We start from the raw sequence: 16179 nt of genomic DNA on the forward strand, positions 1-16179 counted from the left end.
ATGAGCGCAAATAAAGAAAATTTAACGGGCGTAATTAATATTGCTCAAACCCTTCTAATGAGGGTTAAGGACAAGAGCTTAATTACCCCATCACTCATCCAAGAAAAAATAAAGCTCGCATTTTCAATGGACCCCTCTCTCGCTGAGGGGGTAGAGGTCCATGAGGTTGTTGAGGAGCTAATAAGACGGTTTAGTCGCTGGATTGGAACTGATTCAACAATTTCGGATAAAAAAAGTGAGCCGTGGATTACTGCTGAAAGAAAGCAGGACTGGAAATACTGGCAACGATATGCGACTTGGTTAGAGCAGGAGATTTCAGCCCCTGCAGTGGAAAAATTAGATAAAACTACAGATGAAATTTTAGATTTATTGGCTGATCCAAAAAGAGATGGCGGTTTCGATCGCCGTGGATTAGTTGTTGGGCACGTTCAATCTGGCAAGACAAGCAATTACACGGCATTAGTCGCAAAAGCTGCTGATGCCGGATATAAATTAATTATTGTTTTAGCGGGCATGCATAACAATTTGCGTTCCCAGACCCAGATACGCCTAGAGGAGGGGTTTCTTGGATATGAAACTTCCTCTAGTGGCGATCCAGCTAATCCTATTGGTGTGGGCGTTGGCGAGATTGATAGTGACATGCAGTTATCTCCAGCTTGTTTTACAACCCGACTCGATAACGGAGACTTCAATACTAGGGTGGCGAACCATTTAGCAAATCGACCTGAGGAGCGCCCCTGGTTGTTTGTCGTCAAAAAGAACAAAACTGTATTAAATCGGCTTCTTATGTGGATCAAGAATCACGTTGCTGATGCTACGGATGAAAATCAGCGTAAGTATGTATCTAAATTGCCCCTAATGATCATTGATGATGAGGCTGACCATGCATCTGTAGACACAGGGGAGCAGGTTCATTATTCCGATGGTACTTTAGATGAGGATTATCAGCCCAAGGCAATCAATGCGGGTATTCGAAAAATCCTTAATTCATTTTCAAAGTCTGCATATGTTGGATATACCGCAACGCCGTTTGCGAACATCTTCATTCATCGAAAAAATAAAACCGTTGAGGAGGGTGAGGACTTATTTCCATCTGCATTTATTAAGAATTTGGCTGCCCCATCAAATTACATTGGTCCTGCGAGAGTATTTGGTCTCCATGGTGAGGAAGAGCGCACTGGTGGAATGCCAGTTATACGTTCAATTAATTACAAAGATGAAGCTGAAGAACTCAAGTGGATGCCCCTGAAGCATAAGAAGGATCACCATCCGTTATGTAATGGTGAAGATCGCATCCCCCAGAGTCTTGAAAATGCCGTGAATTCCTTCTTTTTGACTTGCGCTGTCAGATATTTACGCGGTCAAGAGGATAGGCACTCGTCAATGTTGGTTCATGTAACAAGATTCAATCTTGTACAAGAGGCCGTATACAACCAAGTTGAGAAATATGTTGCCCACATTAAGCAGAGAATAACTTGGAAGATTGACAACGAAAAAGTTATTGCTGCACTAAAGGATTTGTGGGTAACGGACTATGTCCCAACCTATAAAGAATTTGAGGATATCGCCTCGAGAGATAAGTATTTAGAATTATCTAAAACACTTCCAACTTGGGATGAGGTTCTGAATATCTTGCCAAGAGTCTTGTCTGATATCAGCGTTAGGATGATCAATGGTAGCGCCAAAGATGCGCTGGATTACACAACACATTCTCAGACCGGTCTAAAGGTTATAGCAATTGGCGGCGATAAGTTATCGAGGGGTTTAACCCTCGAAGGTTTGTGTGTGAGCTATTTCATTCGTACGTCAAAAATGTACGACACCCTCATGCAGATGGGGCGATGGTTTGGATATCGCCCTGGATATGTAGATGTTTGTCGTCTATATATAACCCAGGATTTAATAGGATGGTTTGCAGCCATAACCGATGCAGCTGAAGAGTTAAGGGAAGAGTTTGATCTTATGGTGGAAAGTGGTGGATCACCACTTGATTACGGCCTTAAGGTGAAGTCACATTCAGTATTGATGGTGACATCACCCCTAAAAATGAGAACTGCAGAAACGCTTTACCTATCGTTTAGCGGAAGCTTATTGCAAACGATTGCCTTCTTTAAGGAAAAGGATAAGCAGCTGTTGAATTTAGCTGCCACAAATCATTTAATAACCTCTATGGGTGGGCCTACTCAAAAAGGCATTAAGTTGAGCCGCCCTGGTGGCAAGATCGAAGAATTGCGTAATAGCTATTTATGGGAAGGAGTTGAGCCTAAAAAAATTGTCGACTTCTTGAGTGAATACGAGTCTCATCCCACATCGACTAGGGTTAACAGTCAAATGATTGCTAATTTTGTTAAGAAATTAGCTGCTGCGGACCAATTAAATGATTGGAATGTTGTATTGATGGGTGAGGGTAGCGGTGCTGCATATACATTCGAAAGTGGCTTAAAGATTGAGAGCATGAAAACTCGAAAACACAAAAGTGTCGAGGGTAGATATTCAATTGGCGTTTTAACCGATCCTAGTGATGAGGCGGTTGATTTGGATGAAGCGGCATGGTCGGCAGCCCTAGAAGCAACTAAAAAAGCATGGCAGTTAGATCCAGCTAGAAGTAATCTGGTTCCACCAAAAATCCCGGGCGGTATTCAGATTCGAAAAATCAAAGGTTTTGGATATGAGGGACATGCGCCTATTAATAAGGGATTGTTGATTCTTTACCCCCTTGATTCAAGCAATGATGCAATTAAAGATTCAATGTTTGAGGATGTTGGCTATAAAGATCCTGTTATGGGCTTTGCAATCAGCTTTCCATCTACTGAGGCAAGTGAGGATGGCGTTAAGGTGGAGTATCAGGTGAATCAATTGTTCTGGGAGGAATTTGGTGAAGCTGATTAATGAATTTGTAGATGCATGGAAAACATTTGAGGCGTCGAAGGCTCAAAATGGCTGGCAGGTAATACCCGTCTCCAGTTTTTCGAACTGTGGCTTGATGGCCGGTATGGCATTTCCAGGGCCTAGGGAGGCAGCAATATTCAACTTTGAGGTAACAACGTTGCCGAGAGCGGAGTTGCTACCAAGCGGTAAGGGGTTCTCAGTTGAGCACGTAGAAGTTGAGGGGAAGAAGTGGATTGCCCTTGCTAAATCTGAGGACGGAAGTCCCGATCTTTATGTTGCCATGCTAGAAAACCTTTTTAGCCTGCTCGAGGTTATGGGCGCGACCAAGGGCGATGTCCTTTTGCATTCTTTTTTGGATAGAGTATCTGCTTGGCAGGATTTCATGAAGAAGGGGAGGCAAAGCCTCACTATAGAAAGTCAAACCGGTCTATTTGGCGAACTCTCTTTTTTAAAAGATTTACTTGATTTAGGGCTTAAAGAAGAAGCGATTAAAACTTGGGATGGTCCTCTTGATGGACTGCAAGATTTCCATATTGGCTTTGGAGCTATTGAGGTTAAATCCACTGTTTCGCAAGATGGGTTTATTGCAAAGATAGGCTCATTGGATCAGTTAAGTGACAGCACCTATAAGCCCCTTTACTTAGTTGGAAAAAAATTGGGGATATCACCTGCCGGGATATCTTTGCCAATGATTATCGATGAAATACGTACTGAGCTAGGAGGGGATCTGAGCTTGCTAAGCAATTTTGAGAGTAGATTATTACGGTCAGGGTATTTAGATATGCATTCTGGCGCCTATGACCGCCTTTTAGTGATTGAGAAATCTTTGATGTATGAAGTTGATCAGGATTTTCCAAGATTGACACCGCAATTACTCAATCCATTAATTAAATCTGCAAGATATGAAATAGATATTAGTTCCTTGCCAGCCAAGGCGTTAGACTTAAAAGAAATACTAAATAAAGTAGGGGTAAGCATTTAATGGAATTACAAGAATTCTTAAATCAGCTGCAGGATGAGGTTCATCAAGAAATTGAAGGCCGGATTAAATCAAATGAAGATGGATTTCCCTTTCCGGAGTTGGTATTTTCCGAAAAAGTAATGGAGCATATGTCAGAAATTGGCATGACTTTCGATCCGGAAATTTGTCATTACTCAGGTAAGGTTGGAAATGCCAATTTGCGCTTAACCGGCTTCTCACTTTCTGAGGATATGGAGCAATTGGACTTATTTGTATGTCTCTATAGTGACACCAGAGAAATTCAACAAATTTCCGAAACTGAAACTAAAACAGCTGCTGAACAATGCCTGAGATTTCTGGCAAAGTGTGCCGATGGCCAGTTGGCTGCAACAATGCATGAGTCACATGATGCCTATGCATTCGCGTTAACAATTGAGCAATGCTATTCATCCCTAGAGCAAATCAGAGTGTATGTATTGTCTGATCGGGTGGCTAAGTCCAAAAACTTTAAGTCCCGCGAGGTTGGCGGAAAAACAGTTAAGTTGGAAGTCATGGATATTGAGCGCTTATTCAGGCATTGGTCTGAGGGTAAGCCTAGAGATGAATTAATTGTTAACTTTGAGGATGTATCAGGTACTGCGCTACCGTGTGTCTACGTACCGGGGCAGATAGATGACTATGACTATGCCTTGACGGTAATCAATGGCGATGCCCTCCGATTCATTTATGAAAAATATGGGCCGAGGTTATTGGAGGCAAACGTACGCTCATTCTTAAGCTCTACAGGGAAAATTAACCGAGGAATTAGAGACACATTAAGGAATGATCCTGAGAAATTTATGGCCTATAACAATGGAATTGTTTTAGTTGCCGATGAAATTATGCTGGGCAAAACTTCTGATGGCGGCCCCGGAATAAAGGGTTTGAAGGGCATGCAGATTGTTAACGGTGGCCAAACAACTGCATCTATCTATTTCTCCAAGAAGAAATTCCCTGAGATTAATTTAGCTAGCGTCCGCATTCCTGCAAAAATTATTATTCTCAAGTCTACAAGTCCTGAAGACGAGGAATCGTTGGTTTCCGATATATCTAGATATGCGAATAGTCAGAACTCTGTCAAGCAATCAGATTTGGCGGCCAATAAGCCCTTCCATGTGGAGATTGAAAAGCTTGCATCCTCAACATATTGCCCAAATGGTATAGGGCGTTGGTTTTATGAAAGGGCAGCGGGGAGCTATAACACTTTACTCACACGTGAAGGTAATACCCCGGCAAAACTTAAGGTGCTTAAAACTGACGTTATCCCATCTTCTAGAAAGATCACTAAAACTGATTTAGCGAAATATATGCTTACTTGGGATAGAAGGCCAGATCTAGTGAGTTTGGGCTCACAGAAGAATTTTGAGAAATTCATGGACTACATCAATACTGGTTTAGATGGAAATCCTTTGCCTATGCCAACAGTCTCGGAATTTAAAAATATGGTTTCTAAGGCTATTATTTATAAGAAAACTAGCGCGTTGGTACGGCCTATGTTTCCAGCCTTCCAGGGAAATGTTGCAACATACCTAGTTGCGATGCTATCCGAGTTTCATGGAAGCAAATTTAACTTTGAGCGAGTGTGGACTAATCAGGATATCTCTTCGGAGCTTAGAAATCAGCTAAAAATTTGGGCTGGAGAAGTTAACAGCGCACTTCATAAGTCATCGGCGGGTCGAATGATTTCTGAATGGGCTAAAAAATCTGAATGTTGGGAAGCTGTGAAAGACGGCAAGTATTCCCCGCCTGCAGACAATATCCCAGAGTTGAATTAATTGGCCAAAAAAGCGTAAACAATATCGGCAATTTTTTTAGCTAGCAATGGCGGTACTGCATTGCCGACTTGACCGTACTGAGAGGTTTTGTTTCCTTCAAAGTAGTAGTTATCTGGAAATGTTTGTAGTCTGGCAGCCTCTCTTACGGTTAAGCTACGTGCCTGTGATGGGTCTGGATGGATATAGTAGTGCCCATCCTTCGAAATGTGGGACACGATAGTTGTGCTCGGATGGCCGCCTAGTTGTACGCGAAATCGATCTTGAAAGGGTGCGTTAACCGAGCTAGCGTTCTGATGGTCTGGTAGCAACTTAGGCGGTAACTCCCTAATTTTTGGCGACCTTTCCAATACCTTGGCGTAGTTAGACAAAAGAAAGTATCTTTGAATATCTGATCGCATATGCGATCTAGATTGGTGTTGAATCACACCACTAAGTCTCGGGTCGATTAGCCAGTCGTTGAGTTCAGAGTTCTTTAGTGCCCTTGGCTTACCTTTCAGGTAAGCTGCCCCAGCGCTCATTATTTCAAGACTTAACTGGGCACTTCGCTCCATTTCAGCAATTAGAGTTTTCTTCTGTTCTGGATTCCAGCCACTAAGCATTGATTTGGTGCTTTGTACTGTCTTGCACCACTCCTTCAAAGAATCTTTCTCTTGAGAGAGTTTGCTTCGTATATGCGGCATTGATTTCAATACATCATTAACGGTCACCATTTCATCCTCTTCCTGAAGGATGCGGTGTTTCTTCTTGGCTAAGTCTTTTCTGACTCCAAATAGTATGACTCTATGTCTCGCCTGGGGAATTCCATAGCGTTCAGACTCAATAATGAAGTCTTTGGGCTCAAGTTCTTCTGAGGGAGTTTCAAGGGTAAGTGACCTGATCTCGTACTTCAATCCATTTTTTGGGTTACTGAGATCTTTAACAATTTTTTTAAAAATTAGCTCGCCATCAAGTTTTGAAGAAAGAATACCTTTTACATTCTCCATAATGAAGACTGGGGGCTCGTGCTCCTTAATGATGCGTAAGTATTCTTTATAGAGAAGATGGCGCGCATCAGATTCATATTTTTCTAGGTCAGAGTTCATCATCTTTGATCTGCCGGCTAGGGAATAAGCTTGGCAAGGCGGGCCGCCAATTAAGACCCACTTTGAGTGGCCCTTAATGCCGGCCTTAATCCATTGATCAATATCTTTGGTAGAGGTGACTCCTAAAGTTTCATTTCTTGCCTCATTAGCTGCCTCGCCTAGAAGGCTTGCAACTGGTTTATCGGAGTGAAACTCTTGCTTGGTAATATTCCCTGTTATGTAGTCATAGTACGAATCAGGGACTTTATTTCCAAATGATCTAAATAGTGACCTGAGCATCAATGTTTGATGTGCGCTTTGCTCCTTTTCAACTGAGAGCTTTAATTGAAAAGCATTTTTCCCATGCTTCTTAAGCGATGAGAACCCCTCACCTAGACCTCCTGGTCCTGCAAATAGATCTATGACGGGTATTGATTGGGGCATTTGAATTTTTTCTGTTTCGACCAGGTTAACACAGTCTGAGAATTTTAAAGGAGACCTGGTATTTGACTATTAAATCGAGTGCATCTCGTATTGAGATATTCGTAAACATCAAATATGCCTAGGTTCTCGCCACCATTGATGCAGGGCACATCCCCATAACTTAGGAAGTGATGAATTAGAGATTGAGTACAGAGCCCCTTTAGTGCTGGGTTCTGTAGAAATCTATCTACTACACCCTTGCAGGCCTCGATGGCTGGAGGCAGCTGATCATATTCCCCCAGCTTTCTCCAAGGCTCACTATTGATTGGCGACTGATCGCTGTATACATTTACTACGTATTTTTGGTGTGCCGGCTCCACATGCATGTTATCTCCCGAGGTATTTAAAGTTTATGAATTAACTGGCTCATTTAATGAGCTTAACCTGAGGAGATAGCCATTTTTCAATTGGTGGATTGTCTTGCCTTCTCCCCAATAAAAGTCTGAACTTGCTCAAACGTCCAAAAGGATGACCTACCAATTTTGATCGGTTTTGGAAATTCACCTTTCTGCACCATGAGCCAAAATTTGGATTTAGAAATCGGCATCATTTTCAAAATCTGAGGAATTCGCATTAAGGTCACGTTCATATCTCTAGATGTGATGTCATTCATGATTATTTCCTTACCGGGCGCGTTTTACATTTTTACGATAAACCTGCAACGCCATCTTTGCAGAACTCATTTTTGTATATCCATACGAGCGATACAAGCTGTATAAGCGAATTGCCATCATTAAATTTAATCTCCATTTATGTATTGTTATGAATCATTTTGTGTGCTGCTGAAGTGCAATGTAGTCAATGAAATTTTGGTGGTCAATTAAAAGTCAATACCCACTTTGAAGACGCATATTAATTTTTGACTACAAAAAAATATTTATTCATAGAAGTGACACAAGCCATATAAATAAATGGCTACAGCCTTGTCAGAAGATTCTGATAGCGCAAAGAGAGTGGTGGACACACTTAGATCAACAAACACTTCAGATAAAGAAAATCATTCTCACGAATTTCTCAAACATGGATTACAGCGAAATGATGAATAAATAAATTAAAGAAAAATTCAGAAAAAACGCGTTTGACGATACGCTTTCCGATTGTTAGATTCATCTCTTGCAAAAAATATTGTGCGCAAGAAAAAGAACTACACGGAGACAGATTGAGATGAATTACTACGAGCATCACATTGGAGATTACGCAGAAGCGACTGCGCATCTTACATTCATAGAGGATGCAACCTATAGCCGCCTCATTAGAAAGTACTACGCCACAGAAAAACCGCTACCTAACGAGATCAAGTTGGTGCAAAGATTGATCAATGCACGATCAAAAGAAGAAAAAAATGCAGTTGTCTCCGTTCTTAATGAATTTTTTACCCCCACTGATGCTGGCTGGCGACAAGAGCGCTGTGACCATGAAATAGCCCGCTTCAAAGATAAGCAACTTAAAGCTAGGCGTAGCGCAGAAGGCAGATGGCAATCATTTCCATCGGACGAATCCCAGCCAGAAATCACCCCAAGTAATGCATGCGTTCGCAATGCGACCGCAATGCGAACGCATTGCTCACCAGACACCAAACACCAGTCACCAGTAACCAATCTCCATACACCAGGCAAACAAAACAATGGGGGTGAAAAGGAAAAAATTCCCCAAGAGCCAACAACGCTATCCGATGAAGAAAAACTTTTTCAGGGGCGTATCGAAAAATACAAAAGCTTTGCGGCCATGATCAGCAAGGAGGGCAGAGCTATACCCGTAGACGACTATCGCATACGAGACATCGTCAATCTCGGGGTAACGGAAGCCGAAGTGGCAGAGGCGATTGCCACAGCAAAGGAAACCCGAATGAAAGTCTCAAACCCAGCCCCTATCAACGCAGGCTATGTCTTGGCCATACTCAAAGGGGCGCGCAAGAAGGTGGAAGTGGCTAGCGCAGAAGAAGAGGCTTGGTGGAAAACTAATGAAGGCATAGACGCCAAAGGCAGGGAGCTATCGATGAAGGCTCAAGGCTCTGAAAGCTACGAATCCTTCAAAACCCGAATCTTTGCCGAACTACACAAGCGAAAAGAGCGCACAGAAGCGATGGAGAAGCCCAATGCAAACTAATCACGCTATAGCTGGCGTCATTGATCGCCTAGACATGGAAGACTTTCCCATTGGATCAAAGGTGAAGACCCCAAGTGGGCGCGTAGGTACCGTGGTCAAACATCGCGGGGCCCAAAGCCGTCATGACTTATTCCAGCGAATCATCATTGAGTTTGATGAGCCCATTGGTGATTCAGTCGCATTGCAACCCCATCTTTTGAAGCTCATCAAAGAACCAACTGTCACCCCATGATTGAAAACAATCAAAAGAAATCAAAGGGTGGAAAAAGACAGGGGGCCGGTCGCAAGACTGGCAGCCTAACTAAGCGTACCCGCCAGATTGCTGAGGCTGTTGCTACCCAGGGGATCACACCTCTAGAGGTCATGATGAAGGTGATGCACCAGTTATACGAAGAAGCTAGCAATGTTCAAGAAGAGGAGCTTGGCGATAAAGCATTAGCAAATGAAGCTCGCATAAAGCTTCTGAACATGGCTGCCACCGTAGGAAGGCACGCTGCACCTTACGTACATCCCCGCTTATCTGCCATTGAGCACACAGGTAAAGATGGTGCACCCCTACAAAGTGGAGTTCTGGTCGTGCCAAGCGCTATGAGCATAGATGAGTGGGAACAAGCCGCCCAAGCAAAACACTAGCCCATGAAAACCATCTGGGCGCCATTGCCTGGTAGCCAGACACTATTTCTGACTTGCCCTGTCTATGAAGTTTTGCTCGAAGGCACCAGAGGAGGGGGTAAGACCGATACCTTACTCATGAGCTATGCCCAGCATGTAGGTAGAGGCTTTGGAGATCACTGGCGCGGCACACTCTTTCGCCTCACCTATCCCCAACTGGCTGACGTAGTAGCCAAGAGCAAGCGCTGGTTCTATCAAATCTTCCCAGGTGCCAAGTTCAATGAATCTGACTATGTGTGGAAGTGGCCTACCGGAGAGATGCTCTATTTTCGTTATGGAGCTAATGAAGACGATTACTGGAATTATCATGGCCACGAATACCCTTGGCTAGGATTTGAAGAGCTCACCAACTGGCGCAACCTCTCATTCTATGAAGCCATGCATTCCACCTGTAGGTCATCTCATCCTGGCATGCCAAGGATGGTGCGAGCTACTTGCAATCCATTTGGAGTAGGTCACGCATCCGTGAAGGAAAGATTTCAGATTAGAGCTATTCCTGCTGGGCAGATCATTAGGCAGGAAGGTGCACTCCCAAGGGTGCGAATTCATTCAACGATTTACGAGAACACGCATCTATTAAAAAACGACCCCAACTACCTGATGAGTCTAGAGTCGCTAAGCGATCCAAACAGACGTAGAGCGTGGTTAGAGGGAGATTGGGATATCCATGTGGGGAGTTTCTTGGAAGGCGTATGGCAGCCCTCCAAGCACGTTGTAGAACCCTTTGCAATTCCAGCAACCTGGAAAGTATGGCGATCCATGGATTGGGGATATGCCAGGCCATATGCCGTCTATTGGTTTGCGCTATCTAATGATGGGGTCTATTACCTATGGAGAGAACTCTATGGATATGGCGATAAACAAAACACGGGCACCAGAGAGGATGCAACGGTTGTGGCGGAGAAGATCAAAAAGATAGAAATTCACGACCAACGCCTTGGATATGAATACCGCATGAACCTAGCTGACCCATCCATCTTCTCCAAGATTGGGGCAGAGAGGTCGATCGGGCAAATCTTCAGAGATAAGGGAGTTAAATGGACCGAGGCCTATAACGCCCCAAGAAGCCGAGTAAATGGAGCACAGGAAATCATTAGGTTACTAGCTGAAGACAGGCTAAAAATCTTCTCAACCTGTAAGCATTGGCTAAGAACCATCCCTCAGTTGCCGCCAGATTCACTTAATCCCGAAGACGTAGATACAGATACTGAAGACCATGCCTGGGACGCCACCAGGTATGGGGTAATGCGGTCTAGGAGAGTTGGTTTATAGATTTAATTAAATTGGGATTATTATCAAATTTAGTATATTTAATAAATCTCAAGGATAGTTAAACCATGTCAAGATGGACCAAAAGTTTTGATGGAAGCATGTCTCAAAGTTCATGGACTGATTTGAAGCTATCGGTAGCCAGTGCCTCGGTTGATGATGTCACAGTTTTAACCTCGGTTGAGGAGTTAGCGCGTCTAAAGAAGGTGATGGGTTACATCGAAGGTGTAGTGACATCGCTGGAGCCAGAGTTGGTCCCTTTGACGGTATGGGGAAATTTTAATAACCAAGTAAATGAGTGTTTGCAACAACTTAAAAGCTATGAATCAACACGAAATATTGGTTCTTTAGAGGCCGCAAATTCTCACTTGGATAACCTTCTTTCCTATATTAGGCCCTACATGGTCATTGATGGAAAGATTGGCCGCGCTTTACAGAATGCTGCGAAGGAATATTCGGAGGCGGTTAATCAATCTGTTGAAAAATTAAAGGTTGATACCGACCAAGTAATTCAAGATATTAATACCTCGCATCAGGAGGGAAGGCGCCTAGCTGACTCATTGAGAGATATCGAGGGAAGGGCGCAGGGACTTCAGGTTAATTTATTCGGTGTGGACGAGAATTCCGGGGGAATTGATGCAAGGATTAAGACAATTGTTCAAGAAATTGAAAAAATAAATACGGAATTAGCCTCAACCTATGAGGAAATTATTGAGGGAAAAGATGATTCGCCCTCCATCAAATCTCAAATTGAAACCGCAAAGGATGAGATAGAGGCGAATAAAAACAACATTATCCTCATGTTAGATGCGGCGAAAGAGAATCTTTTAACCTTAGGTAATTTCTATGAAAAAGTGGTTGGAAAGAAAAGCTCAGAGACAGGCAAATACGAGGGTGGATTGGATAATGAGCTTGATATTAGGATCTCTGCTTTAGCTGAATTCGAAAAAACCCAGTCAGAAAAGTATAAGACGCTAAATAAGCAAATTGAAGATTTGCTCCCTGGAGCCACTAGCGCAGGCCTTGCAAGTGCCTATCAGGAGATGAAGAATTCTTTTAATAAGCCAATTGATTTCTATACAAAGGGATTCTATACAGCGATTACCGTATTGATCTTTGGCTCTTTATTTTTTGCAACTAGTAGCATTGGTGGGAATAGCTGGGTAACCCTTGTTGAACTTGGGACGTGGGATGACACGGTTAGACGCTTAATAAGCAAAGCCCCATTTTATGGCCCTGTTTTATGGCTGGCATATTTTTTTAGCAAGAGAAGAAGTGAGAGTCAAAGATTGCAACAAGAGTATGCGCATAAAGAGGCTTTGGCAAAATCTTACGATAGTTACAAAAAGCAAATACTAGCCCTAGATGAGAGTGATGTTGAAATGCAAAAAGCATTTATAGTGAAAACTATTGATGCAATTGCATATAATGCATCGGCAACACTTGATGCAAAACATGGAGATAAGTTGCCTGCTCAGGAGTTAATAGAAAAGTTGCTTGAGACTATGGCCAAGAAAAAGATTGCAGTAGTTTCGACGCCTGAGTAGATTTATTCAACTTAAATTCATTCTTGGCACATCCTGAATTTATAAATAGTATGTGCCCCAAGACTCCAAAGCCCTTCAACAAAAATGGACTGCCCGCATCACACATGCGCGCGCTCACTGGGCAACATTTCATAAACGCATAAGGCACAACCGTAATACCGTAGCCGGCTTTAACTGGAATGCCGATCCCACTGGTAAAGACTTCTATAGTCTAAGAGCCAACCTTATTCATGGAACTATTTCAGCAGTACTGCCTAACGTCTACGCACGAAATCCGGAAATATCTACTACACCCACCCACTCGGGCGCAGATATCAAACTCTTCTGTAAAACGCTAGAGAAGGTCACTAATAGAGCGCTAGAACATGCCCAGCTCAAGAATCGAGCTAAGTCCACAGTAAGGGCAGCGCTGACCTGTAGCTTCGGAATTCTCAAAGTGATGTATCAAAGAGATCCTAGCAAGGATTCCTATATCCAAGGTCGCATTAATGATGCCCAAGAAAACCTCCTAGCCATAGAAGACTTGGTTCGAGATCTTCAAGGCGATGATCAACATCATCATGATGCCAAGAGGGCGGAGTTAGAAGAGCTCATCAAGTCATTACAAGAGCAAACCGAAGTGCAATCTGCCGAAGGTCTAGTAATCGACAGAGTCCTCACAGAAAATCTCCTCATCGACCCATCTATCTGTGAGTTCTGGGACTATACCGATGCCGATTGGATTTGCCAAATCATCCCCATGAAGCGTGGCCAGGCTGAATCGCTCTACAAGAAGAATCTAGCAAATGCCAAGATCTACCAACCAGGCCAAGGCGAACCATCTCATAAGAAAGCTAAACGCCTAGCTTCAATGCAAATGAATGCTGGTTCGGGCCTAGTGATCGATGATCAGCAAATCGCAGTGCTAGAGATCTGGGACAGAACTACCCAACGGGTATATACGATGGTGGAGGGCGCGACCGAATGGCTGCGTGAACCCTATTCACCACCAAGGGCAGGAGAGCGCTGGTACCCATTCTTCTTATTGCCATACCAGGTAGTCGATGGTCAATTCATTGGTCCAAGCCTAGTAGATCTAACTGAGCGCTTGCAAGACGAGCATAACGAAGCCAGGGATCGATTCAATCAACATCGAGACCTCTGCATACCAGGATGGGTAGCTTCTGCCGATATCAATGAAAAAACTATTAAGAAACACTCAGACTCCCGCTTTGGTGAAATCACGATTGTCGATACCGAAGGCAAGCCTTTAAATCAAGTCATCATCCCCAGGGGTCATCCCAAGATTGACCCGATCGTCTATGACACCAGTGCAGTGCGTTATGACTGGGAGCAAGTCACTGGCTTGCAAGATGCTGCGCGCTCTACAGTAGTAAGGCCCAAGACAGCTACCGAAGCCAATATCTTGCAAAGAGCTTTATCTGGGCGCGTATTTGAATTCAAAGACCAAATAGAGGATTGGTTACAAGAGATCGCCCAATACAGCGCCCAGGTACTTTTGCAAGAACTTACCAAAGAGCAAGTAGAGCGCTACATGGGGCCACCAAGCACCAAGACGGCCATGATCAATGGCGAACTAGTCGTGACTACGGAGAAAACCTACGACTGGCCAGAACTTACCAAAGACCGAATCTTTGACATGGTGGACTTGCGTATTCGAGCAGGCACTACTGGAGCGCCAGATGGCATAGAGGATAAAGAGAGCTGGCTCAAAGTTTTACCCATGATTACGAATCTATCAATACAAATGCAAAACCTGCAAGCAAGAGGAATGGACTACGAACATATCCGTAATCTCCTACAGGAGACTCTCTTGCGATATGACGATCGTATCGATTCAAATCTATTTATACCGAACATAGAAAAGCAAGCGGAGGGATACGTAGATATCAACAGTGATCTTTCAATGAATCGGATGTGGCAAATGGGTGGAGACAATCGCAGTACAGAACAACAATCAAAAGAGGAGACAGCAGATGCAAGAAGTGAAAAACTTTAGTTCTGGAGTATTAAGTAATGGTGGTGCGATTCAGCGAGTACAAGACCGTGAAGCCAAGAGAGAGCGTGAGCGCCTAGAAAAAGAAGCATATGAAAAGCATGCAGCCGAATCAGCCGCAAGACGCAATAAAGCCAGAGAAGATCGCGCCATTGAATTGGTTGAGCAATCTAAGGCAAGACAAGCTGCCGAAGAAGAAAAGCAGCGTAAGGCCGCGGAAAAATCAGCCCGTGATGAAGAAGAGCGACTGAAGGCTGTTGCAGCCAAGGAGGCCGCTCGCTTAGCAAAACAACAAGACCTAGAAAGAAGGCTTGCAGAAAACAAAGAGAAGGAAGCTGCCAAACAAGCTGCCGCCGAGGTTGCTGCGCTACTGGCAAAGCAGCAAGAGCTTGATCGTCAAAACCAAAAGCAGACCCAAGCTGCAGCGCTATTGGATGATCTAAGCAAAGCCCCAGATGCACCTAAGGCAGAAGCTCCAAAGCCGGTAGTGGTGGCTAAAGAGCCTGAGGATCCAGAAGAGCTAGAAGAGTTAGAGGTCGAGGAACCGGTATTGCAAATAGTGAAGGGCGCAGTTCATGTGCCAGCATCAATACATGCTATGGATGCAAGCGTAGATGCTAAGACAGAGTTGCCTGCAGCCTATGACATGAGCGCGCTGATGCCCGCACCTCCCGTTCTCACTATAGAGACTGCTCTACAGCCAGAGGTGCAAGTAGAAAGTGGCAAAGAGCTTATTGACCGCATCCTAACGGGCGCCGAACCAGCGCCTGAAGATCAGGAGCAAGTGCCACAATCAGCTCGCAGTGAGAATCGATTTCAGAAGATCATCAATACCAACCGCGATCTTGCAAAAGAAAACCAAACTCTTAAAGCAAGGGTCGAGAAGTTATTAGATGAAGTGCACGGCTACCAGGTAGAAGGTGAGTTAGTAGGCAGCATCTTGGATACACAAGAGCGTGCAAAGCGTCAGGCCCCGCCGCAGAATGCAGCAGAGCGGTATCTAAAGCCTAAGCCATTTAGCGTTGTAGATGAGGCTAAAAAAGAAATGCTCAAATATCTCTCAACCAGGGAGGATGAGATTGATCACACGCATAAGTCAGTATTGTTCCTGAAATACATGCAAGACCCGTTCTATATGAATGTATTTGTGCAAAACAATCAGGCTTCGGAGTGGTGGCCTGTGATCGATTCAATTTACAACTCGATTGGGTTGCCTGCGCCAGATTGGTCTAAGTCAAAGGTTGAGACTTATCAACCTAAGGCTCAGCCACAGCCTCAACCAATAAGGGCGCGAACAGCAACTCTAGGTTCGCCGGTAGCTAGCTCTGAGCAACCGATGGATCGTATTGCGCAGCATCTTGGTAACATGGGAATTTAAGGG

At 44.0% G+C, this 16179-nt stretch carries 12 protein-coding genes; 10 read left to right on the plus strand and 2 right to left on the minus strand.

Annotated features, from left to right (window positions below):
* The 3 genes from VC178_RS08240 to VC178_RS08250 are packed head-to-tail and all read left to right on the plus strand — an operon-like array spanning nucleotide 1 to nucleotide 5664.
* Complete coding sequence (locus VC178_RS08240) at nucleotides 1-2889, plus strand: Z1 domain-containing protein (protein WP_323482175.1); 2889 nt, start codon at nucleotides 1-3, stop codon at nucleotides 2887-2889.
* A complete protein-coding gene (locus VC178_RS08245; RefSeq protein ID WP_323482176.1) occupies nucleotides 2876-3871 on the plus strand; it encodes a PD-(D/E)XK motif protein in 996 nt (331 codons plus the stop codon). Before VC178_RS08240 ends, VC178_RS08245 begins: the two co-directional genes overlap by 14 nt.
* Entirely contained in the window at nucleotides 3871-5664 is a 1794-nt protein-coding gene (locus VC178_RS08250; protein WP_323482177.1) for an AIPR family protein, read from the plus strand. The genes VC178_RS08245 and VC178_RS08250 overlap by 1 nt, the downstream gene beginning before the upstream one ends.
* Here the strand turns inward: VC178_RS08250 and VC178_RS08255 are convergent.
* A complete protein-coding gene (locus VC178_RS08255) occupies nucleotides 5661-7169 on the minus strand; it encodes a DNA cytosine methyltransferase (RefSeq protein ID WP_323482178.1) in 1509 nt (502 codons plus the stop codon). The two genes, VC178_RS08250 and VC178_RS08255, sit on opposite strands and share 4 nt — an antisense overlap.
* A 442-nt stretch (nucleotides 7170-7611) precedes the next feature.
* Nucleotides 7612-7821 (minus strand): helix-turn-helix transcriptional regulator, encoded by a 210-nt coding sequence (locus VC178_RS08260; protein ID WP_323482179.1) that lies wholly within the window; start codon nucleotides 7819-7821, stop codon nucleotides 7612-7614.
* Between the two features lie 551 nt (nucleotides 7822-8372).
* Here VC178_RS08260 and VC178_RS08265 point away from each other — a divergent pair.
* The 7 genes from VC178_RS08265 (at nucleotide 8373) to VC178_RS08295 (ending at nucleotide 16176) form a co-directional block, all read left to right on the plus strand.
* On the plus strand, nucleotides 8373-9314 hold the full coding sequence (locus tag VC178_RS08265) for a YdaU family protein (RefSeq protein WP_323482180.1): 942 nt from the start codon (nucleotides 8373-8375) through the stop codon (nucleotides 9312-9314).
* Nucleotides 9304-9546 carry a hypothetical protein gene (locus tag VC178_RS08270; protein ID WP_323482181.1) on the plus strand — a complete coding sequence of 81 codons (243 nt, stop codon included), beginning with the start codon at nucleotides 9304-9306 and terminating at the stop codon, nucleotides 9544-9546. The genes VC178_RS08265 and VC178_RS08270 overlap by 11 nt, the downstream gene beginning before the upstream one ends.
* A complete protein-coding gene (locus VC178_RS08275) occupies nucleotides 9543-9947 on the plus strand; it encodes a hypothetical protein (protein ID WP_323482182.1) in 405 nt (134 codons plus the stop codon). Before VC178_RS08270 ends, VC178_RS08275 begins: the two co-directional genes overlap by 4 nt.
* A 3-nt stretch (nucleotides 9948-9950) precedes the next feature.
* Nucleotides 9951-11258 (plus strand): terminase, encoded by a 1308-nt coding sequence (locus VC178_RS08280; protein WP_323482183.1) that lies wholly within the window; start codon nucleotides 9951-9953, stop codon nucleotides 11256-11258.
* A 98-nt stretch (nucleotides 11259-11356) separates the two neighbouring features.
* Nucleotides 11357-12802, plus strand: coding sequence for a hypothetical protein (locus VC178_RS08285; protein ID WP_323482184.1), 1446 nt, complete (start codon nucleotides 11357-11359; stop codon nucleotides 12800-12802).
* A gap of 52 nt (nucleotides 12803-12854) precedes the next feature.
* Entirely contained in the window at nucleotides 12855-14801 is a 1947-nt protein-coding gene (locus VC178_RS08290) for a hypothetical protein (protein ID WP_323482185.1), read from the plus strand.
* Nucleotides 14779-16176 (plus strand): hypothetical protein, encoded by a 1398-nt coding sequence (locus VC178_RS08295; RefSeq protein WP_323482186.1) that lies wholly within the window; start codon nucleotides 14779-14781, stop codon nucleotides 16174-16176. The genes VC178_RS08290 and VC178_RS08295 overlap by 23 nt, the downstream gene beginning before the upstream one ends.
* Nucleotides 16177-16179: the final 3 nt, after the last annotated feature.

The sequence above is a fragment of the Polynucleobacter sp. AP-Sanab-80-C2 genome (assembly GCF_035012965.1).
Classification (GTDB): domain Bacteria; phylum Pseudomonadota; class Gammaproteobacteria; order Burkholderiales; family Burkholderiaceae; genus Polynucleobacter.

Bases quoted from the DNA above. Each gene is read 5' to 3' on its own strand.
- VC178_RS08240 (WP_323482175.1), top strand. From the start codon at position 1: ATGAGCGCAAATAAAGAAAATTTAACGGGCGTAATTAATATTGCTCAA.
- VC178_RS08250 (WP_323482177.1), top strand. From the start codon at position 3,871: ATGGAATTACAAGAATTCTTAAATCAGCTGCAGGATGAGGTTCATCAA.
- VC178_RS08255 (WP_323482178.1), bottom strand. From the start codon at position 7,169: ATGCCCCAATCAATACCCGTCATAGATCTATTTGCAGGACCAGGAGGT.
- VC178_RS08260 (WP_323482179.1), bottom strand. From the start codon at position 7,821: ATGAATGACATCACATCTAGAGATATGAACGTGACCTTAATGCGAATT.
- VC178_RS08265 (WP_323482180.1), top strand. From the start codon at position 8,373: ATGAATTACTACGAGCATCACATTGGAGATTACGCAGAAGCGACTGCG.
- VC178_RS08270 (WP_323482181.1), top strand. From the start codon at position 9,304: ATGCAAACTAATCACGCTATAGCTGGCGTCATTGATCGCCTAGACATG.
- VC178_RS08275 (WP_323482182.1), top strand. From the start codon at position 9,543: ATGATTGAAAACAATCAAAAGAAATCAAAGGGTGGAAAAAGACAGGGG.
- VC178_RS08280 (WP_323482183.1), top strand. From the start codon at position 9,951: ATGAAAACCATCTGGGCGCCATTGCCTGGTAGCCAGACACTATTTCTG.
- VC178_RS08285 (WP_323482184.1), top strand. From the start codon at position 11,357: ATGTCTCAAAGTTCATGGACTGATTTGAAGCTATCGGTAGCCAGTGCC.
- VC178_RS08295 (WP_323482186.1), top strand. From the start codon at position 14,779: ATGCAAGAAGTGAAAAACTTTAGTTCTGGAGTATTAAGTAATGGTGGT.